Consider the following 20,156-nt stretch of genomic DNA (forward strand, 5'->3'; position numbering starts at 1 on the left):
CGAGCAGCTCGCCACCACGACGCTGTGGCAGAACAAGCAGGGCGTCGAGGACGTCAGCCACCTGATGGAGACCAAGCCGACCGGTGACGACGCCGACCTGGCGAACGTCGACCCGGCGCTGCGGGACGCGTTCCGCTCCGGTCTGTCCCCGGTGCACGACCGCTCCCGGCTGCCGAAGGAGTTCGACGGCCTCCACAACGGCCACGAGGGCTCGCATCACTTCCTCGCCGACGACTTCGTCCGCGCGGTCGCCGACAAGACCCTCCCGCCGATCAACGCCTGGGTCTCCGCCCGCTACACGCTGCCGGGCATCTTCGCCCACCAGTCCGCCCTCCAGGGCGGCGTCCAGATGGAGATCCCCGACCACGGCGACGCACCTGCGTGACGTAAGAACGGGTAGTGGTCCGACTCGCCAGGCGTGAACGCCCGCCGGATCCGGCCGCTGAGCCGACCACTACCCGTCCTTCGGTACGGACCTCTTCGCCGGAATCTCCGTCCGCGACTTCGACACCGCCGTCGCCTGGTACGAGCAGCTGCTCGGTGCCCCGCCGAGCTGCCGAACGACGTCGAGGACTTCGAAGCGGTGCTGAACGGGATCGCCGAGCGGGGATCGAGCCGGCGGTCCGGGAGACGTACGAGAACGGCGTACGGCAGGCGACCTTCCATGACCCGGACGGCAACGTGATCTCGTGCGGCGGGGCGGCGTTGGAGTGATGTTCAGGTAGTTCGGGTTGCGGCGCACCCGGGGTCAACGTAGGAACGTCCTATGACCCTGCGACGCCTGGGCCTGTCTGCCCTCTGCCTTTCCCTGACCTTCGGTGGCACCACCGCGATCGCCACCCCGCCGTCCGCGCACCTTCCGCTCGGCCCGACGAACCTGACCGAGACCCGTGACACCCGCACGCTGCAGCCGGGTGTCACGCTCACGACCATCGTCCGCGGCCAGGCCGACAGCAGCGCCGGATGGACGGTCGAGATCGCGATCCCGTCCTCGTCACCCGACCCGGACGCGCCCGCCGCGGCGCTCTCCGACCAGGCGGGCGCCGACAAGGCCGCCGCGAAGCTCCGCGCGGCCGGGCTGGACCCGCGCGTCGAGGACGTACCGACGCCGAAGCTCGCCGACGCCGGCGGGAACAGCCTCGGGTACCGCGTCCGCGTCGGCCTGTTCGGTACCAAGGCCGAGGCCGACGCCCTGCGTACCAAGGTCATCGCGGCCGCGCTGAACGGCTCCAGCCTCTACACCGGCTGGGACGGTGAACCCGACGACATCGCCGGCTCGACCGGCCCGTGGCACCTGCAGGTGCTGACGATCGACCCGAAGACGTTCCGCGGCAAGCTCGACGCGACGTACGGCCCGGACATCGAGCAGCGCGAGACCACCAGCACCCTCGCGACCCTGACCGGCGCGACCGCCGCCGTGAACGCGGGCTTCTTCGTCCTCGACCCGAAGTCCGGCGCACCGGGTGACCCGGCCGGCGTCGGCGTGTACGACGGCCGCCTGCTCAGCGAACCCACTAACGGCCGCCCGGCCCTCGTCCTCGGCCCCAGCGGTACGTCGGTCGACCGCTTCACCTGGCGCGGCACCGTCGGCAACCTCCCGCTCGACGGGCTGAACCGGTTCCCCGGGCTGATCCGCAACTGCGGCGGTACGGCGGACGACCTGCCGACCTCGAAGCCCCTGCACGACACCACCTGCACCGATCCCGACGAGCTGATCGCGTTCGACCCGTCGTACGGCGCGTCGACCCCGAGCGGCCCCGGCGCCGAGGTGGTCCTGGACCGCCGCGGCATCGTGACCGAGATCCGGACCACCCGCGGCGGCGCGATCCCCGCTGCCGGGCGGACCGTGCAGGCGACCGGCAATCTGGTTGCCCCGCTGCTGCGGACCGCGAAGGTCGGGAAGCCGCTGCCGATCCGCTCGACGCTCCTCGACGACCACGGCCGCCCGGTCCCGCTGACCCGGCGTACGACGATCGTGAACGGCGGACCGGAGCTCGTTCACGACGGCCGGATCCACGTGACCGCCGCCGCCGACGGCATGGTCCAGTCCACGCCGAGCTTCTACTACGGCTGGGTGCACAAGCGGAACCCGCGCACGATCGCCGGCGTCGACGACCACGGCCGTACGGTCCTGATCACCGCCGACGGCCGCACCGTGAACAGCCTCGGCCTCTCGATCTCCGAGGCCGCGGCGGTCGCGAAGTCCTTCCACCTCACCCAGGCGATCAACCTGGACGGCGGCGGCTCCACCACGATGGTTGCCAACGGCACCGTTCTCAACACCCCGTCGGACGCCACCGGCGAACGCCCGGTCGGCGACGCCCTGGTGATCACGAAGTAAATGTTGGTTCGGTGGGAGCGTAGGAGTGGACCCCCGCGTGCTACGCGGCCGCTAGGTTCGTCGCTCCGCTCCTCAGACGCGTCCGCTCCGCGCGCTCCCACCCACCACCCCCGGCTGAGCGCCGGACTTACCGCCTCCGGCTGACGCCGGATTTTTGTCGGCTGGCGCCGACGAACTGCGGGCTGGCGCCCGCGCGGGCGACGACGACCGGGTCGACGGATCCAGTCAGACGACCGTGATACGAGACAGGAATCCCCTCCCCGCCAACTCCTGCATGCGGAGCCACTACGGGGAGCAACAGCCTCCAGTCCGACTTCCTGCGCACTGAGAGTTGTTTCGTTGGTAGGCGGGACCGGCGCGGACGCAGGGGTCAGCACGCCAGCCCCGCCGGATCAGTTGGGGCGTCCGCGTCCGCCTGAGACGCTGCGTCATTCGTCGCGCCGGTAGTTGTGGGTCGGCATGCCAACGCCGGCCGCGCGTAAAGCGGTAGAGCCGGTCCCGCGCATTGCGCCGCTTAGTCATCCAGCCACTGCACACCGCTGCTGTCGCGGTGGTAGCCCTTATGCCGGCCATTGATGCAGGCAGTACCTGTCATCGGGTTTTCACCGTCGCACCGCTCAGCGGGGCGCAACGTCGGCCAGCTGGTGTCGTTCGGTTCACCACCCCACTCCACGGCGTGAGGCGCGGTCTCTGTGCTCATGTAGCCACGCTATGAGTGCGGTTCTGGCGGCAGCTAGACAGTTGCAATTAGTTGCTGTCAGCCAGTTCGCCCTGGGCCTTGATGACAAAAGCGCGTGCATCTCTTCCATAGACCGCAGGCTGCCGCAGGTGCTCGAACATCCGCCCATACATGGCTACCTCTTGTGGCGCAGTGATCTCAATGCTGGCAGTTGGCGCCTCTAGGCTCACCAGCTTGTCGTCGTAGACCCAGAAGCTCACCTGCCCAACCACGGCCCGCTCAACGCTGCGTGGCACGATGCCAACCGACACGTTCGGCAAGCTCATCACTGACAGCAGGCGGTCGAGCTGACCAGCAAGTGTGTCCGCGTCGCCGAAACGCGTGTACAACGCAGCTTCTTCTAGGACCACGGCGAAAGTCTTGCTGCCGTTGTACAGCACCGATTGGCGGCCGATGCGAGCGGCCACTGCCTCGTCGATGTCATTGCGTACGTCGAGGAAGTCGAACCAGAACTCGAGCATCGCCCGTGTGTAGCTGGCCGTCTGGAAGAACCCGGGGATCACGTGGTGCTCATAGATGAGGAAGCGTTCGGTTCGCTCCTCCAGCGGCACTGGCGCGAGCATCATCTGCTTCATGCCCGCGCGCGCCTGCCGCTTGTACTCCAGGTACATCGACTCGACCGTGCGCGCCTGGGCGATCACGTCTGCGCTCTGGTCCCGCGCAGAGCATGCGTCGCACCACAGCCGAATGTCTTCGTTGGAGGGTGCCTGCACGCCGTGCTCAAGCTTCGAGACACGCGTGAAATGCCAACCGGTCGCGGCTGCCAACTCGCGACCGGTCAGCCCGGCATCCTTGCGCAGTTCCCGAAGGCGCAGGCCCAAAGCCTCCCGCGCCTTCCGGGTGGCGCTATTCGGGTTCGTACTCACTGTGCGGTGTCGCCAACAACCACACCCGCTCGAATGCCTCGCGGCACATCTCAACCACAGCCGGATCGGTCGTCGTCGTGAACGCCGTGTTCATGCCGGACCCGGCGTAGTGCAGAAACACCACCCGCTCGTCATCGAGCAAGTAGTAGTCGTTGCCAGGGATGCACAACTCCGAGACCTGTCGCCGCGGCACCCACCGGACGTCTTCACCGGCTGCGGCGATGGGCGTGAACACGGTGTAGACCCATCGCTGGTATTCGCTGAGGGGTTCCGAGACGATCTTTACCCGTCGCACCGTTCGTCCTGCTGCAACATGTTCTCCGAGCGCCGTACACCACTCCTGCAGCCACTCGAAGTCGTCCGGTTCATCGCGTTTCCATTTGGCCATGTGCGGCAGTTCAACCTCGGTGCCGTACGCATCGCGGGTCTCCAGGTGCACCGAACTGCGCTTGAACTGCGTCAGCAGTTCGTCGAAGGCCTGCTCAGTGATCTCCTCCACGCCGGCCGACCTACGGGTTCGTGAAGAACGGAATCATGCGGTCCGGGATCTCGACTGCGGTCTCACCGTCCGGCAGGTTGAGAGTTGCGAGGGCGGCCGGGTCCGTGACGACCCATCCCTGCACGACCCAGCTTCCGCGGTCAGTCTTGTAGAGGGTGGGGCTGTTCTTCGGAGCCGATTCCGGGTCGCCTGCAACGAGCGTCAGTTTCATGATGATCCCCTGTCTGCATCGGTTGCCTGAGCTTGCGTTGCCAAGTCTGGGGTTCCGCGAAGTTGTGTGTCATCGATGTTGCGGAAAGTTGCGACACCAACCCTCTCATCCGGCCGCTGACCCGGCGAAGCTTTCCGGCGCGCCGACGAAACCCACGGGACATACCGGCTGTCGCAGCCCAGTCAGATCGTCAGACCCGATGCTCCGCGCAGGATCTCGTCGGGTAGTTCGGTCGCCTCGTCGCAGTTGCCTCGCGCAGATACGTCGGCCTCGTACTCACTCGGCGAGCGCGTAGCGACGCAGCATGCGGGCGCTAGCCCGCGACTCGTCGGCGCCAGCCGACAACTCCCCGGCGTTAGCCGGAGCTCCCGGCGTCAGCGGGAAGCGGAAAGTCCGGCGCTGAGCCGGGGGTGGGTGGGAGCGGGCTGAGCGGGCGCGTCTGAGGAGCGGAGCGACGAAGCTAGCGGCTGCATGGCACGCGGGGGACTTACTCGCGTACGGCGATCTCGTCCAAGGCGGACCAGGGTAGGACTCGGACGTCGACCGTACGGCGGCCTTCGAGTTCTGCCCGCAGCAGGCGGTGCACCCCGTCGAGGATCGTGATGCGGTCATCGGGCCGGTGCACGACGTCCAGCGGATGCCGGAGGTCGGCGGCGAGGGTGCGTTCGTACTGCGCGTGGTACGTGACCGGGTCCGCGGCGACCTGGCGGGGCGTGACGTGGAAAGGGCCGTCGTACGCCCAGAACGGCAGGTCGAGGTGATGCGCCAGGTCGGTGATCGGCATCGCGAGGACCGGGAGGTCGAGGGCGTGCAGCAGGTCGAGGTCCCAGTGGAAGTCGAGGATGTACGCCGTCAGCGCCGGCGGGATCGTGAGCGGGAACGGGTGGCGGGTCACTCGTAGATTCTGCGCAGCCGCAGTGTCATCGAGTTCTCGATGTGCTGGGTCATCGCGGCCTCGGCGCGGACCGGGTCGCCGGACGTGATCGCCTCGACCAGCATCCGGTGCTCGGTGAGTACTTCGGGACCGATGTCGCGGTTGTAGTGCAGGCGGAAGATGTGCAGGTGGCAGTGGGTCCGTTCGAACGCGAGCCGTACCTGTTCACTGCCGGACAGTGACGCGATCAGCGAGTGGAACCGGTTGTCGTGGACGGTCAGCGACTTGTACCCGGCGTAGTCGATCGAGGTCGGCTCGACCGCCGTGGCCAGCTCGGCCTGCAGTTGCGCGACGCCGTCGGCGGAGATCAGCTCAGCCGCCCGCCGGGCCGCCCACGGCTCGAGCAACAGCCGGAACCGGTAGAGATCGTCGAACTCCTCGAGCGAGAGCAGCGGCGTCGCGCGGTAACCCTTCAGCGGCTCCTTGACCGCGAGACCCTCCGACTCCAGCCGGGCGAGCGCCTCCCGGACCGGCGTCGACGACACCTGGAACTCGCGGGCCAGTCCGTCGATCGAGATCCGCGCCCCGGGCCGGATGACGTGGTCCATCAGCATGGTCTTGATGGCCTCGTAGACGTCGTCGGCGAGCATCTGCCGCCGGAGCAGCCGCCGGTCCACCGCCACTGGCTCGCTCATCAGGTGTCTCCGGATTCTGGTCGCGGTCTTGACCCCACCGGTCAGGTTTCGGCAGGGTAACACTGGTAATCATGCATCATGCACGATTTCGGCACGGCCTAGCTATGGGGAGTCACGGACGATGGTGAGGTTCGAACAGATCGGCGTGCTACCCGAGCCCGGGGACAATGTCGCGATCGCGTCGGTGCGGCTGGACGCCGGCACCGAGGTCGAGCTCGGCGGTACGACGGTGGCGCTGCCGCACACCGTGCTCGAAGGGCACCGCTTCGTGGTCACGCCGGTCGCCGCCGGTGCTGCCCTGACCTCGTGGAACACCGCGTTCGCGCGCGCGTCCCGCGACCTGGTCCCGGGCGACTACGTCTGTACGCCGACCAGCCTGGCCGCGGTCAGCGCCCGCGGCGTGGACGGGCTGCCCGCGGAGCCGTCCGCGACCAACGAGCCGCTGGACCCGTTCGAGCTGGACGAGTCCGCGCTGAACTTCGGCGCCCAGGTGACGAGTGTCGAGCAGCCCGGAACCTTCCTCGGCTACCCGCGCGAGCAGGGGCCGGCCGGCACCCGGAACCACGTCGTACTGCTGGCCACGAGTTCCCGCAGCAGCGGGTTCGTGACCGAGCTCGCACGGCGCTTCGACGGTGCGGCCGCCGGCGACGGCGTCGTACCGGTCGCGCACACCGAGGGCGGCGAGGACGAAGTACCGAACAACCTGCACTTCCTGCTTGCCACGCTCGGCGGCTTCGCGCTGAATCCGAACGTCGGTGCCGTGCTGATCGTCGACACCGAGGGCGACGTCGTCTCCGGCGAGGCGATCAAGACCTTCCTTGCCGAGAACAACTACCCGTCGATCAAGGTGCCGCACGCGTACTTCACCCGGAGCGCCGGGTTCGAGCACGACCTGGCCGCTGCCGGAGCGCTGATCGAGCCGTGGCTGCCGGTCGTGGACGCCCAGCCGCGGGTCGAGGTGCCGCTCGCGGACCTGAAGATCGCGCTGCAGTGCGGCGGATCCGACGCGTTTTCCGGAATTTCCGCGAACCCGCTCGCCGGCCAGGTCAGCGCGGAGATCATCCGCCACGGCGGTACGGCGGTGCTCGCGGAGACCGACGAGTTGATCGGCGCCGAGCCGTACGTGCTGAAGAACGTCCGCGATCTGGCTACCGCGCAACGTTTTCTGGCCACGATCAAGTCGTTCAAGGAGCGCGTCGGCTGGCACGGGCACACCGCCGAGGGCAACCCGTCCGGCGGGAACGTGTACCGCGGCCTCTACAACATCGTGCTGAAGTCGATCGGTGCCGCCCGCAAGCTGCCGCGCGAGGTCCGGCTGGACCACGTGATCGAGTACGGCGAGCCGCTGCCGGGCGACGGCTACATCTTCATGGACAGCCCCGGCAACGACCTCGAGTCGGTGGCCGGCCAGATCGGCAGCGGCTGCAACCTGATCTTCTTCACCACCGGAAACGGCTCGATCACGAACTTCCCGTTCGTTCCGACGCTCAAGTTCGTCACCACCAGCGCGCGGTACGAGCGGTTGCACGCCGAGATGGACGTCGACGCCGGCAAGTACCTGACCGGTACGTCGATGGCGGACCTGACCGCCGAGACGTTCGACCTCGTCGTACGGGTCGCGTCGGGGGAGAAGAGCGCCGGCGAGCGCGCCGGGCACAGCCAGGTGTCGATCTGGCGGAACTGGAAGCAGACCGGCCCGCGCGACGGCATCTCGATCACCACCGACGGGCGGATGGCGCGCAAACTCGCGGACCTGCCGGCCGAGGACCGGGACGCCCCGCTCGACGGGCTGCCGCACGCCGGCCTGACGTCGGACGGCCGGACGCTCGTCGGATTGTTGACAGTTGACAATCGACAGGTCCCGGAAGCCGTCGGGCTGATCCTCCCGACCAGCCTGTGCTCCGGGCAGATCGCGCTGCGGATCGCCGCGCAGGCGGAGCTGGAGAAGTGGGCCGGCGACGCGGTCACCCGGATGGTCGCGCTCCCGCACACCGAAGGCTGCGGCAGCAGTGGCGGCGCGTCCGAGGAGACGTTCGCGCGGATCATGCTCGGCTACCTGCTGCACCCGAACACCCGGATGGCCCTGCTCCTCGAGCACGGCTGCGAGAAGACGCACAACGACTACTTCCGCTCGCGGCTGGTCGAGGCGGGCGCGGACCCGGCGCGATTCGGCTGGGCGAGCATCCAGGCGGACGGCGGCCTCGACGCGGTCGGTGGGAAGGTCAAGGACTGGTTCAGCGGCTTCGAGCTGCCGGCGCCGGTCGAGCGGCCGGGTGACCTCGGTGCGCTGACGGTCGGGCTCGAGGCGCGAGGCCCGCTGTCGGACCGGACCGCCGAGGCGCTGGCGCTGATCGGGCGCGAGATCGTCGGCTCCGGCGGTTCCGTCGTACTGTCGTCGCGTGGTGCTCTGCTGGCGCACGACGGTTTCCGGGCGGCCGCGTTCGGGTCCGCGGATCCGGTCGGGCCGACGGTCGCGCACGGGCAGCGACTCGCGGCGCCGGGCTGGCACGTGATGCGGATGCCCGGTACGGACTGGATGGAGACCGCGACCGGCTTCGGTGCGACCGGGGTCCAGCAGATCCTCGCGCATGTTGCCGGCGGCACCTTGTCGGCGCAGCGGTTCGTCCCGGTCGTCGAGTTCAGCAACGACCCGGAGACGGTGGCGACGTACGGCGACGACCTGGACGCGGTGGCCACCGGTGACGCGGCCGAGCAGGCCCGGATCGGGCTGGACACGATCGCCGCGGTCGCGAGCCGGCGGCTCGTCCCGAAGGCGGTTGCCTCCGGCAACATAGGTTTCCAGATCACCCGCGGTCTGCTCGGTACGTCAATGTGAGAGGCATGTCCATGCATTTGGTCCGATATCTGTCCCCGATCGACGGTCGGCCGGTCCCCGGTGTGCGCACCGGTGACACGGTGGCCCCGCTGGAGGGCGTGAACAGCTTCGCCGAACTGCTCCGGCTGCCGCTGGACGAGCTGCAGGCGGCCGTCGGCAAGGTCGGTACGGCGCTGCCCGTCGCCGGGCTGAAGTTCCTGCCGCCGCTGGACGGGCGCGGCGAGGTGTGGTGCGCGGGCGTGACGTACGAGCGGTCGCGGGGCGCGCGGATGGAGGAGAGCAGCGAGCAGTCGGTGTACGACAAGGTCTACACCGCGGACCGGCCGGAGCTGTTCCAGAAGGCGCCGGCCTGGCGGGTCGTCGTCGACGGCGAGCCGGTCGGGATCCGCTCCGACTCCGGGCACGACGTACCCGAGCCGGAGCTCGCGATCGTTGCCAACAGCCACGGTGAGATCGTTGGGTTCACCATCTGCAACGACATGAGTTCCCGCTCGATCGAGGGCGTGAACCCGCTGTACGTGCCGCAGGCGAAGCTGTTCGCCGGCGGCTGCGCGCTGGCGTCCGGGATCCGCCCGGTGTGGGAGGTCGCCGATCCGAAGGCGCTCGGCATCAACCTGGTGATCCGGCGCGGCGACACCGAGGTGTTCAGCGGTACGACGTCCACCGCGAAGCTCGTCCGTGAGCTGAAGGACCTGATCGCGGCGCTGTTCCTGCCGAACGACTTCCCCGACGGCGTCATCCTCGCCACCGGCACCGGCATCGTCCCCGAACTCGACTTCACCCTCGCCGACGGCGATGTCATCACGATCACGATCGACGACCTCGGCACCCTCACCAACCCCGTCACCACCGGCAAGGAACCGTTCGCCTTCCTCGCCACCGACACCCTGGAAGGCCTCCGATGACCCAGGACCCCGCCTCCACCCCACCAACCGTCCCCACGCCGGGTGACACCACCGGCGCCACCGCTGGTCCCACCGCCGGTCCCACCGCCGGTTCCGCACCCGGTCCCGCCGCCGGTTCCACCACCGCTTCTGCCGCCGGCGACACCACTCCCGCTCAGCTGGAGCAGGCGCTCGCGGCGGCCGCTTCCGCGGCGCCCGCCTTCGGGACTGCTGAGCCTGCCGTGCGTGCCGGGTGGATCCGCGCGGTAGCAGATGCACTGGACGCGGCAGCCGGCGAACTGGTGCCGATCGCCATGCGGGAGAGTTCTCTCCCCGAGGCGCGGCTGACCGGCGAGGTCGCCCGCAGTACCGGGCAACTGCGGATGTTCGCGGACGCCCTCGAAGAGGGCTCGCTCCTGGAAGTCATCATCGACACCAAGGACCCCCAGGCCAAGCCCGTCCCGCGCCCCGACCTCCGCCGCGTGCTCGTCCCGCTCGGCCCCGTGCTGGTATTTGCCGCCAGCAACTTCCCGTTCGCGTTCAGCGTCTGCGGCGGCGACACCGCCTCCGCGCTCGCGGCCGGCTGCCCGGTGATCGTCAAGGCGCACCCCGGCCACCCGGAGCTGTCCGCGCGCACCGCCGCCGTGATGATCGACGCCCTGAAGAAGGCCGGCGCCCCCGACGGAGCCTTCGGCCTGATCGCCGGCTTCGACGTCGGCGTCACCGCGCTCAAGGACCCGAGGATCACCGCCGCGGGCTTCACCGGTTCGGTCCCGGCCGGCAGGGCGCTGCACGAGATCGCGGTCACCCGCCCGGAGCCGATCCCGTTCTACGGCGAACTCGGCAGCCTGAACCCGGTCTTCGTCACCCAGGCCGCGATCGATGCCCGCGGCAAGGACATTGCCGCCGGGTACGTCGGTTCGTTCACGCTCGGCGTCGGCCAGTTCTGCACCAAGCCCGGCCTGCTCTTCCTGCCCACGGGCCACGGCCTGCAGGACCAGCTGGTCGAGGCAGTCGGCGGCGTCGCTCAGGCCCCGATGCTGAACGACCGGATCAAGGACGGCTTCACCTCCGGACTCGACCGCCTGGAGAAGGTCGACGGCCTGCGCGTCTGGTCCACGGCCGGCTCCGCAACCGAGGGCACCCCCGCCGCGACCCTCCTCCAGACCACCGTCCCCGAACTCCTCGCCCGCCGCGGCGAGATCCTCGAGGAGTGCTTCGGCCCGGTCTCCATCGTCGTCGAGTACGACGGCACCGAGGAGCTCACGCAGGGGCTCGAAGCATTCGACGGCAACCTCACCGCGACCCTGCACGCCGAGGACTCGGACGCCGACCTGGCCCGGGAACTCCTCCCGAAGCTGACCGCCCGGGCCGGACGCGTGCTGTGGAACGGCTGGCCCACCGGCGTCGCCGTCTCCTGGGCCCAGCACCACGGTGGGCCGTTCCCGGCGACGGTCGGCTCGATCCACACCAGCGTCGGCGTCACCGCGGCCCGCCGGTTCCAGCGCCCGGTCGCGTACCAGGACGCCCCGGACGCGGTGCTCCCCGACGTACTCAAGGACTCGAACCCGGCCGGGATCACCCGTCGGGTGAACGGAACCGTGACCACAGACGAGGTGACGCGATGACTGACGAGCCCACCGTTGACGAGCCGGACGAGCCGATCGGCCGGCGGAGCTTCGACCACTGGTTCGGCGAGAAGGGCCGCAACGGGTTCATCCACCGGTCCTGGATGAAGTCGCAGGGGTTCTCCGAGGAGGCGTTCGACGGGCGCCCGGTGATCGGGATCTGCAACACCTGGTCCGAGCTCACCCCGTGCAACGCGCACCTGCGGCGGCTCGCCGAGTCGGTCAAGCGCGGCGTGTGGCAGGCCGGCGGGTTCCCACTGGAGTTCCCGGTGATGTCGCTCGGCGAGACGCTGCTGCGGCCCACCGCGATGCTGTTCCGGAACCTGCTCAGCATGGACGTCGAGGAGTCGCTGCGCGGCAACCCGATCGACGGCGTCGTACTGCTGACCGGCTGCGACAAGACCACGCCCGGCTCGATCATGGGCGCGGCGAGCGTCGACCTGCCGACCATCGTGGTCACCGGCGGGCCGATGTTGAACGGTAAATTCCGCGGCTGCGACATCGGCTCCGGTACGGCGGTGTGGCGGTTCACGCAGGACCTGAACGCCGGGCGGATGTCCGCCGACGACTTCGCCGCGGCCGAGGCCGGGCAGTCCCGGAGCAACGGGCACTGCATGACGATGGGTACGGCGTCCACGATGGCCTGCATGGCCGAGGCGCTCGGCCTGCAGCTGACCGGGTCCGCGGCGATCCCGGCGGTCGACTCGCGGCGGTACGTCGTCGCGCAGAAGTCCGGGCAGCGGATCGTCGAGCTGGTCAAGGAAGACCTGAAGATCAGCGACGTGCTGACCCGGGACGCGTTCGCGAACGCGGTCCGCGCGAACGCGGCGATCGGCGGCTCGACGAACTTCGTCATCCACCTGCTCGCGATCGCCGGCCGGGTCGGCGTCGACGTGACGCTGGACGACATCGACGAGTGGGCGCGCGGCGTCCCGTGGCTGGTCGACCTGCAGCCCTCCGGCAAGTACCTGATGGAGGACTTCTACTACGCCGGCGGGCTGCCCGCCGTACTGAAGGAGATCCTGCCGCTGCTGAAGACCGAGGCGATCACGGTCACCGGGAAGACCATCGGTGAGAACGTCGCGAACGCGGAACGGATCGAGGCGACGTACCCCGGTGCGGCGCCCGGGAGCGAGACGTACGCCGTGATCCGGCCGGTCGGCGATCCGCTGGGCAGTGGCGCGGGAACCGCCGTACTGAAGGGGAACCTGGCGCCGGACGGGGCGGTCATCAAGCAGTCGGCCGCGTCCGAGCGGCTGTTGCGGCACCGGGGCAAGGCGCTGGTGTTCAGCAGCATCGAGGAGTACGACAAGGCGGTCGAGGATCCGGACCTGGACGTCGACGAGGACACCGTGCTGGTCCTGCAGAACGCCGGGCCGCGCGGATACCCGGGGATGCCCGAGGTCGGCAACATGACGATCCCGCGGAAGCTCGCGGAGATCGGCGTCGACGACATGGTCCGGATCTCCGACGCCCGGATGAGCGGTACGGCGTACGGCACCGTCGTCCTGCACGTCACCCCCGAGGCGGCCGTCGGCGGCCCGCTCGCCCTGGTTCGCACCGGCGACTGGATCGAACTCGACGTCCCCGCCCGCCGCCTCCACCTCGACGTCCCCGACGAGGAACTGGAGAAGCGCCGAGCCGACTGGCAACCCCCCACACCCCCCACGGACCGCGGCTGGGCCCGCCTCTACGTCGACCATGTAACCCAAGCCAACCAAGGCTGCGACCTAGACTTCCTAGTAGGCCGCACCGGCTCCGCCGTAGCCCGCCAGAGCCACTAATGCCAACCCCTTCATCCATGACGGGTTCCTGGGGGCCGTTCGATGCCGTTCGCGGCCTGCGGCCTTCCGGGACTCTTCCGCAGGTGACTCCGGTTCGGCAGATACTGAGTGATCTGCCGGTTTCGGAGGATCCGTATGGAGATGCTCGGGCGGCGCTCGAGCCCTTGCGCGAGCGGGTTCGTCCGGGCGCGCGGATCGCGGTGACGGCGGGAAGCCGAGGGATTCGGGACCTGGTGCCCGTGGTGAAGGCTGCCGTGGACTGGTTGCGGGACCTGGGCGCCGAGCCGTTCGTCACCCCGGCGATGGGTTCGCACGGTGGTGCGACCGCGGACGGGCAGCGAGAAATGCTGGCCGGTCTCGGGATCACCGCCGAGTCCGTTGGCTGCCCCATCGAAGCAACCATGGAAACCGTTGTCGTAGGCACCCTTCCGGACGGCACCGAGGTGCACCACGACGCGATCGCCGCGAAGGCCGACGGCGTACTCCTGGTGAACCGCGTCAAACCGCACACCGACTTCCGCGGCCCGATCGAGAGCGGGATCGCGAAGATCCTCGCGATCGGCCTCGGCAACCACCGCGGCGCCGCCTCGCTGCACGCCGGCGGCATCCCGTCCCTCGGCGCCAACATCGAAGCCGCCGCCCGGATAATCGTTGCACAGGGCAAGATTCTCGGCGGTCTCGCGATCCTGGAGAACGCCGAGGACCGTACCGCCGCCGTCGATCTACTCGAAGCAACCGGCATCGCCGAAGCGCCCGAGAACGCCTTGCTGCAAAGAGCTTCCAGCCTCCTCGGCCGCCTCCCGTTCGACCAGCTCGACGTCCTCGTGGTCGACGAACTCGGCAAGGACAAGTCCGGCGCCGGCATGGACACGAATGTGATCGGCCGCTGCTGGGTGCACGGCATTCCCGAGTTCGAGTCCCCGAACATCGCCGCGATCACCGTGCACTCGCTGACCCCGGCATCGCACGGGAACGCGTCCGGCCTCGGTCTGGCCGACGTGATCCCGGCGCGTCTACTCGAGCAGATCGACTTCCACGCGAGCTACGTGAACGCGCTCACCTCCGGCGCCGGCGGTGCCCGCCGTTCGCGGCTGCCGATGGTGATGGAGGACGACGAGGCCGCCGTACTCGCGGCCGCGACGATGTGCGGGCGGCGGCACTGGTCCGACCTCCGGCTGGCCCGGATCAAGGACACCCTGTCGCCGCACGAACTGATGGTGACACCGGCCCTGCTGACCGAGGCGGCCGAACGATTCGACCTGGAGATCACCGGTACGGCGCGCGACCTGGCGCCGGCCGGCCGACTCGGACCTTGGAGCGAGAGATGAACCTTCGCGAAGCACGTGCCCTGCTCGCCGACCGCGGATTCCGGCCGGGGGAGACGTCCACGAAAACGTTCCCCGACGGCTCGCCGTACAAGATCGAGATCCCGTCCTGCGAGGGCCCGCGGGTGATGACCGCGGTGCTGGAGGAGGCGAAGGACCGCGGCGTCACGGTCGACCGGGTGTCGCAGGGCAGCGGCGTGATGATGCTGACCGACGGCGAGATCGAGGAGATGCTGTCGCTCGGCGCGTCCGAGGACGTCGAGGTGTGCCTGTTCCTCGGCCCGCGCGGCTCCTGGGACATCGGCGGCCAGGCGAAGGTCTCGGCCGCGGTCGGCGGGGTTGCCCGCGGCAACGAACAGGTCGCGGCGTCGTTGTGCGACGCGTACCGCGCGGTCGAGCTCGGCGTCCGGAGCCTGCTGGTCGGCGACCTCGGCGTACTGGAGATCCTCGGCCAGCTGAAGATCGAGGGCGAGCTGCCCGCGGACCTGGTGCTGAAGACGTCGGTCCTGATGCCGTTGCCCAACGCACCGACCGCCCGCCTGTACGAGCGTCTCGGCGCGACCAGCCTGAACGTGTCGACGGACCTGCCGGTGCCGGTACTCGCGGAGCTCCGGTCGGTGACGACGGTACCGATCGACATGTACATCGAGGTCCCCGACGACCAGGGCGGCCACGTCCGGTTCTACGACGTACCGGAGATCGTGCGGGTCGCGGCGCCGGTGTACCTGAAGATGGGCCTGCGGAACGCGCCGAACATCTACCCGGTCGGCGCCCACCTCGCCGGTACGGCGGAAGCTCTCGGACGGGAACGCGTCCGCCGCGCCGAGCTGATCCTGCGGCTGCTCGCCGAGCAAGATGAGGGATGAGTTCCTGGACCGGCTCCGGTCGGTCCTCGGTGAGATCGTCGACGATCCGGACATCCTGGACAGTCATCGCAACGACCACGCCACCTTCTGTACGGCGGGTGTGCCGCGGGCGTTGGCGCGGCCAACGAGCACGGCCGAGGTGCAGGAGGTCATGCGGCTGGCGTCCGAGTTCCGGGTACCGGTGGTCACGCAGGGCGCCCGGACCGGGCTGTCCGGCGCGGCGAACGCTGTCGACGGGTGCCTGCTGCTGTCGACCGCGCGGCTGAACCGGATCCTGGAGATCTCCGTTGAGGACCAGGTCGCCGTCGTACAGCCGGGTGTGGTGAACGCCGCGTTGTCCCGCGCGGTCCTGGAGCAGGGGCTGTTCTACCCGCCGGACCCGTCGTCGTGGGAGATGTCGACGATCGGCGGCAACATCGCCACGAACGCGGGCGGGCTGTGCTGCGTGAAGTACGGCGTGACGTCGGACTTCATCCGCGCCCTGGAGGTCGTACTGGCGTCCGGCGAGGTGGTACGCACCGGCCGGCGTCCCGCGAAGGGTGTCGCCGGCTACGACCTGACCCGGCTGATCGTCGGATCCGAAGGCACACTCGGGGTGGTGACGGAAGCCACGCTGGCGTTGCGCCCGGCCCCCGAGGCCGCGCTGACCGCCGCCGCCACGTTCCGGACGATCGAGGACGGTATCGCGGCCGCGGCTGCGGTGATGGCCTCGGGCCTCCGTCCGGCCCTGTTGGAGTTCCTCGATCAACCAACGCTGCGGGCGATCCAGGGCTATCGGGACATGGGACTGCCACAGGACGTTGGTTCGATGCTGCTCGCACAGTCCGACCGGGGAGAGCGGGCTCCCGAGGACGTCGGGCGGATCGCCGCGATCTGTTCCGCTCATGGTGCGATCGACGTCGCGGAGGCGTCGGATGCCGAGGAGTCGCAGCTGCTCCTCGAGGCGCGCCGACTGGTCAACCCGGCGCTGGAACGGCTCGGCATCACGCTGATCGACGACGTTTCGGTACCGCGTTCGCAGCTGGTCACGCTGTTGCGCGGCATCGCCGACATCGGCACGCAGTACGACGTCCTGATCTTCTGCCCGGGACATGTCGGCGACGGGAACATGCACCCGACGGTGGTGTTCGACCGGAACGACGCGGCGGCCGAGGCGCGGGCGCTGCAGGCGTTCGGGGCGGTGATGGAGCTGGGGCTGCGGCTCGGTGGCACGATCACCGGCGAGCACGGGATCGGCACGTTGAAGGCGAGCTGGCTGGAGAAGGAACTCGGCCCGGTCGGGCTCGACCTGCACCGGCGTATCAAGGCCGCGTTCGACCCGTTGAACCTGATGAACCCTGGGAAGGTGCTGCTGTGATGGATGCTTCCGCCGTACGGCCGTCGGCGCGGCAGATCGCGTGGCAGCGGCAGGAGCTCACTGCCTTCGTGCACTTCGGACCGAACACGTTCACCGACCTGGAGTGGGGGACGGGGCTGGACGATCCGGCGGCGTTCGCTCCTTCTGCTCTGGACTGTTCGCAGTGGGTGTCCACGCTCGTCTCCGCGGGGTTCAAGAGCGTGATCCTGACGGCGAAGCATCACGACGGGTTCTGCCTGTGGCCGAGCAAGTTTCTCGACCACTCAGTTGCTGCGTCTTACGGCCGTGACGTGGTGGGCGAGCTGTCCGCCGCGTGCCAGGCCGCGGGGCTTGGCTTCGGCGTGTACCTGTCGCCGGCGGACCTCCACCAGGAGAAGGCGCCCGGCGGGTACTACGGCAACGGCAGCCCGGCGGTGCCGTCGCGGATCGGCGAGTTCGAGTACGTCGTCGACGACTACAACCGGTTCTACCTGAACCAGCTACACGAGTTGCTGACGTCGTACGGGCCGATCGCCGAGGTGTGGCTGGACGGCGCGAACCCGACGAGCAGCACGCAGACGTACGCGTTCGAGGCGTGGTTCGACCTGATCCGGCGGCTGGCGCCGGACGCGACGATCGCGGTCGGCGGGCCGGACGTACGGTGGGTCGGCAACGAGGACGGGTTCGCGCGCGAGACCGAGTGGAGCGTCGTACCGTTCCGCGACGGCCGGATGCTGGCCGAGCAGACCGCCCCGGACATCGCCGGCCCGGAGTTGATCGCACAGGCAGACGAGCTGCGCTGGTACCCGGCGGAGGTCGACGTGTCGATCCGCCCCGGCTGGTTCTACCACGCCGCTGAGGACGGGGCGGTGAAGTCGGTTGCTGAACTGCTGGACATCTATCGCAGATCGGTCGGCCGGAACGCCGTCCTCCTCCTGAACATCCCGCCCGACCGCCGCGGCCTGTTCGCCGACCCCGACGTCGAGGCACTGGCCGGCTTCGGCGACGCGATTCGTTCGTACTACGACACGCCGCTCGACCTTCCCGGCACGCTGAACGTCCTCGACCTCCGGGAGGACATCTCGCAGGGACAGCAGGTCGAATCCTTTGCCGTGGACGCATTCGTCGAGGGTGCCTGGCAGGAGATCGCCACCGGCACCACCATCGGCCATCGTCGCCTGCTCCCGCTGACAACTCCGGTGACCGCCGACGACCTACGCCTGCGAATCCTCTCCACCAGAGCCGAGGCCACCGTCTCCCTGACCGCCCACTTCGACCCGACCGTCAGCTGAGTCCCCCTGCCCGGAGTCGAACCAGGAACCGAGCCTTCGGAGGGCCCGGTGTGATTCCGTCACCAGGGGGTTCGCGTACCGAAGGACGGGTAGTGCACCGCCGAGACGCCGTACGTGCACCTGCCCGCACGCTCAGCGGTCCGAGTACTACCCGTCCTTGTGTACGCGTTACTCCTGCACGGACACGACACGCGTCCAGTCGGAGCACTCGGATTCGCACCACACGTGATCCCCACGGTGCGCGATCCGGTCCCGCTGCACATGTCCGCAGGCAAGCAGCACGCGCCGCATCGAGTGACCTTGCGCGACCGGAGCACCGGTCCTGCCACCAGGCACTCGCTTCCTGTTCCTGAGGTCGGCCATGGCCGGTCCTCCTCTCTTGTCTGATCGTTACTACGTGCAGAAGGCAGGATTCGAACCTGCTCAGCCCGAAGGCAACGGGTTTACAGCCCGCCCCGTCTCTCCGCCGACGGCGCTCCTGCAAGGTGCCGCGCACCCCGTACCGGATTCGAACCGGTGATCTCCTGGATGAGAACCAGGCGTCCTGACCACTAGACCAACGGGGCCTGGCAGGGTGGCTGGTCCACCCCAGCCACCCAGCGGTGAGAGCGAGATTCGAACTCGCGAGCCGACATGCCAGCCGACCGACGGTTTAGCAAACCGCTGCCCCTACCAACAGGCGGATCTCACCTCAGGTTCCTGCCGCGTCCCCTGTGCGCGGCAGGAACGTCTTCAACTCTTCGCCCAGAAACCTGTTGAGCCACAAGCTCGAACAACGCTCGTTCTTCCGGCGGTCCGAGGGCGAGGGACGACGCTCCCGTTCCGAACCGCATACCCTTTGCGGATGGTTGAGTGTCCCCATGTTCGATGATCTGGGGCGCCCGGATGTTGCCTATGCGATCGGGCTGCTTCAAACGGACGGCACCCACTCGGGAAGCCTCGACGGCAAGGGACGCGTCTCACTTGAACTCGCAGTCCGGGACGAAGGCGTCCTGTCGAAGATCTCGGCTCTCTTGCCTTGCTACTCGTCCATTGGCCACCGGACACGCACAACGAACTTCGCGGACCAGCACGAGACGGCAACGCTGCGCTTCTACGATCAGGCGACCCGCCGCTCTGCCGCCGCAGTTGGCATCTTGGTCGGCAGGAAGGCCGACAGGATCGCCCCTCCAGTCGGCGCCCTCGCGGTTCCTGACTATCTGCGCGGGTTGCTCGACGGAGACGGCTCGGTCGGATTCACCCGTAAGGGCGAACCGTTTGTCAGTATCGTGACTGCGAGCCCGGCGATAGCAGGTTTCGTCTGCGACATCATTCGTGAAGTGTGCGGAGTGGCCCGTACTGCGCGTCCGAACAGGCGCGACGGTGTCTACAACATCCTTGTGCTGAATCTCGCGGCGGCCAGCCTCGCTGCTTGGGCATGGTACTCGTCTGACGTGCTCGGGCTGGAGCGGAAGAAGACAGCTGCTCAGCAGGTTGCTCAGTGGCAACCTGCTGCGGAGAAGGCCGGAAGGTACCAGGTCATGCGCAAGCGGTGGACAGCAGCCGACGATCTGATTGTCCTGGCGCACGGCCAGTCCGAGGCTGCGCGGATTCTCGGTCGTAGCGTCTCCAGCGTGTCTGTACGCAGGTGGCGTCTTCGTGCGGCAGAGCAGGGTCTTGAACCCTGACGCCCCGTCGAGGGACAGACCGTTTTCGAGACGGTTGCCGGTAGGCCGAAACTCGGCTTACTCTGCCAGGCCGTGACGGTGACGACGTACAGCTGCCAGGGCAGGGCTCGAACCTGCGGGGCCTCGGGTCAGAACCGAGGGTGGGTCACCGTCGCCCACCTGGCATCGCGCTCCACCGCGACACCCGCAGGCATCTGCTGGGGTCGCGTCAGAGCGCTATCTCGGCACGGGAAGGGATCCACGGTTGCCACAACAGCGGCATGCCGGCCTCTTCCGGTGTGCGCGAGCCCTTCTTCTCGTTACAGGCCGCGTG

16 protein-coding genes, 5 tRNA genes and 1 pseudogene are annotated in these 20,156 nt (G+C 68.8%); 12 read left to right on the forward strand and 10 right to left on the reverse strand.

Features of this window, described 5'->3' with window-relative positions; all coding sequences use genetic code 11:
* From VFF46_RS27930 to VFF46_RS27940, 3 genes and pseudogenes are all read left to right on the forward strand, one after another.
* A pseudogene (locus VFF46_RS27930) lies at positions 1 to 385 on the forward strand (gfo/Idh/MocA family oxidoreductase); the annotation flags it as partial.
* A 155-nt stretch (positions 386 to 540) separates the two neighbouring features.
* Entirely contained in the window at positions 541 to 714 is a 174-nt protein-coding gene (locus VFF46_RS27935; protein WP_325040204.1) for a hypothetical protein, read from the forward strand.
* A 52-nt stretch (positions 715 to 766) separates the two neighbouring features.
* The gene (locus tag VFF46_RS27940; protein WP_325040205.1) at positions 767 to 2,341 is read left to right on the forward strand and encodes a phosphodiester glycosidase family protein; all 1,575 of its coding nucleotides are present in this window, start codon (positions 767 to 769) and stop codon (positions 2,339 to 2,341) included.
* Between the two features lie 747 nt (positions 2,342 to 3,088).
* On the opposite strand, the gene VFF46_RS27945 is transcribed toward VFF46_RS27940, so the two are convergent.
* The 5 genes from VFF46_RS27945 to VFF46_RS27965 form a co-directional block, all read right to left on the reverse strand.
* Complete coding sequence (locus tag VFF46_RS27945) at positions 3,089 to 3,946, reverse strand: helix-turn-helix transcriptional regulator (protein ID WP_325040206.1); 858 nt, start codon at positions 3,944 to 3,946, stop codon at positions 3,089 to 3,091.
* Positions 3,927 to 4,445 (reverse strand): DUF6879 family protein, encoded by a 519-nt coding sequence (locus tag VFF46_RS27950; protein WP_325040207.1) that lies wholly within the window; start codon positions 4,443 to 4,445, stop codon positions 3,927 to 3,929. The genes VFF46_RS27945 and VFF46_RS27950 overlap by 20 nt, the downstream gene beginning before the upstream one ends.
* Positions 4,446 to 4,455: 10 nt before the next feature.
* Complete coding sequence (locus VFF46_RS27955; RefSeq protein ID WP_325040208.1) at positions 4,456 to 4,656, reverse strand: hypothetical protein; 201 nt, start codon at positions 4,654 to 4,656, stop codon at positions 4,456 to 4,458.
* 487 nt (positions 4,657 to 5,143) lie between these two features.
* Positions 5,144 to 5,551: a ParB N-terminal domain-containing protein gene (locus tag VFF46_RS27960; RefSeq protein ID WP_325040209.1), complete on the reverse strand. Its 408-nt coding sequence runs from the start codon at positions 5,549 to 5,551 to the stop codon at positions 5,144 to 5,146.
* A complete protein-coding gene (locus VFF46_RS27965) occupies positions 5,548 to 6,225 on the reverse strand; it encodes a GntR family transcriptional regulator (protein ID WP_325040210.1) in 678 nt (225 codons plus the stop codon). The genes VFF46_RS27960 and VFF46_RS27965 overlap by 4 nt, the downstream gene beginning before the upstream one ends.
* Before the next feature lie 121 nt (positions 6,226 to 6,346).
* On the opposite strand from VFF46_RS27965, the gene VFF46_RS27970 reads away from it, so the two are divergent.
* The 8 genes from VFF46_RS27970 (at position 6,347) to VFF46_RS28005 (ending at position 18,176) form a co-directional block, all read left to right on the forward strand.
* Positions 6,347 to 9,061, forward strand: coding sequence for a UxaA family hydrolase (locus VFF46_RS27970; RefSeq protein WP_325040211.1), 2,715 nt, complete (start codon positions 6,347 to 6,349; stop codon positions 9,059 to 9,061).
* A gap of 5 nt (positions 9,062 to 9,066) precedes the next feature.
* Positions 9,067 to 9,966 (forward strand): fumarylacetoacetate hydrolase family protein, encoded by a 900-nt coding sequence (locus VFF46_RS27975; protein WP_325040212.1) that lies wholly within the window; start codon positions 9,067 to 9,069, stop codon positions 9,964 to 9,966.
* Positions 9,963 to 11,573 carry an aldehyde dehydrogenase (NADP(+)) gene (locus VFF46_RS27980; RefSeq protein WP_325040213.1) on the forward strand — a complete coding sequence of 537 codons (1,611 nt, stop codon included), beginning with the start codon at positions 9,963 to 9,965 and terminating at the stop codon, positions 11,571 to 11,573. Before VFF46_RS27975 ends, VFF46_RS27980 begins: the two co-directional genes overlap by 4 nt.
* On the forward strand, positions 11,570 to 13,357 hold the full coding sequence (locus tag VFF46_RS27985; protein WP_325040214.1) for an IlvD/Edd family dehydratase: 1,788 nt from the start codon (positions 11,570 to 11,572) through the stop codon (positions 13,355 to 13,357). The genes VFF46_RS27980 and VFF46_RS27985 overlap by 4 nt, the downstream gene beginning before the upstream one ends.
* 242 nt (positions 13,358 to 13,599) lie before the next feature.
* On the forward strand, positions 13,600 to 14,685 hold the full coding sequence (locus VFF46_RS27990) for a DUF2088 domain-containing protein (RefSeq protein ID WP_325040215.1): 1,086 nt from the start codon (positions 13,600 to 13,602) through the stop codon (positions 14,683 to 14,685).
* Positions 14,682 to 15,548 (forward strand): hypothetical protein, encoded by an 867-nt coding sequence (locus VFF46_RS27995; protein WP_325040216.1) that lies wholly within the window; start codon positions 14,682 to 14,684, stop codon positions 15,546 to 15,548. The genes VFF46_RS27990 and VFF46_RS27995 overlap by 4 nt, the downstream gene beginning before the upstream one ends.
* The gene (locus tag VFF46_RS28000; protein ID WP_325040217.1) at positions 15,538 to 16,905 is read left to right on the forward strand and encodes an FAD-binding oxidoreductase; all 1,368 of its coding nucleotides are present in this window, start codon (positions 15,538 to 15,540) and stop codon (positions 16,903 to 16,905) included. Before VFF46_RS27995 ends, VFF46_RS28000 begins: the two co-directional genes overlap by 11 nt.
* Complete coding sequence (locus VFF46_RS28005) at positions 16,905 to 18,176, forward strand: alpha-L-fucosidase (protein ID WP_325040218.1); 1,272 nt, start codon at positions 16,905 to 16,907, stop codon at positions 18,174 to 18,176. Before VFF46_RS28000 ends, VFF46_RS28005 begins: the two co-directional genes overlap by 1 nt.
* Positions 18,177 to 18,574: 398 nt before the next feature.
* Here the strand turns inward: VFF46_RS28005 and VFF46_RS28010 are convergent.
* The 3 genes from VFF46_RS28010 to VFF46_RS28020 all read right to left on the reverse strand — a co-directional run bounded on the left by VFF46_RS28010 (position 18,575) and on the right by VFF46_RS28020 (position 18,867).
* Positions 18,575 to 18,658 (reverse strand) — tRNA-Tyr (locus VFF46_RS28010).
* 11 nt (positions 18,659 to 18,669) lie between these two features.
* Positions 18,670 to 18,742 (reverse strand) — tRNA-Glu (locus tag VFF46_RS28015).
* A gap of 34 nt (positions 18,743 to 18,776) precedes the next feature.
* Positions 18,777 to 18,867, reverse strand: a tRNA-Ser gene (locus VFF46_RS28020).
* A gap of 169 nt (positions 18,868 to 19,036) precedes the next feature.
* Between VFF46_RS28020 and VFF46_RS28025 the strand changes: the two genes are divergently transcribed.
* Complete coding sequence (locus VFF46_RS28025; RefSeq protein ID WP_325040219.1) at positions 19,037 to 19,843, forward strand: LAGLIDADG family homing endonuclease; 807 nt, start codon at positions 19,037 to 19,039, stop codon at positions 19,841 to 19,843.
* Here the strand turns inward: VFF46_RS28025 and VFF46_RS28030 are convergent.
* Both VFF46_RS28030 and VFF46_RS28035 read right to left on the reverse strand, forming a co-directional pair.
* Positions 19,818 to 19,910: transfer RNA gene (locus VFF46_RS28030), tRNA-Ser, on the reverse strand. The genes VFF46_RS28025 and VFF46_RS28030 overlap by 26 nt on opposite strands.
* A gap of 25 nt (positions 19,911 to 19,935) precedes the next feature.
* Positions 19,936 to 20,008, reverse strand: a tRNA-Gln gene (locus tag VFF46_RS28035).
* Positions 20,009 to 20,156: the final 148 nt, after the last annotated feature.

It is taken from the genome of Kribbella sp. (genome assembly GCF_035655035.1).
Lineage (GTDB): Bacteria > Actinomycetota > Actinomycetes > Propionibacteriales > Kribbellaceae > Kribbella.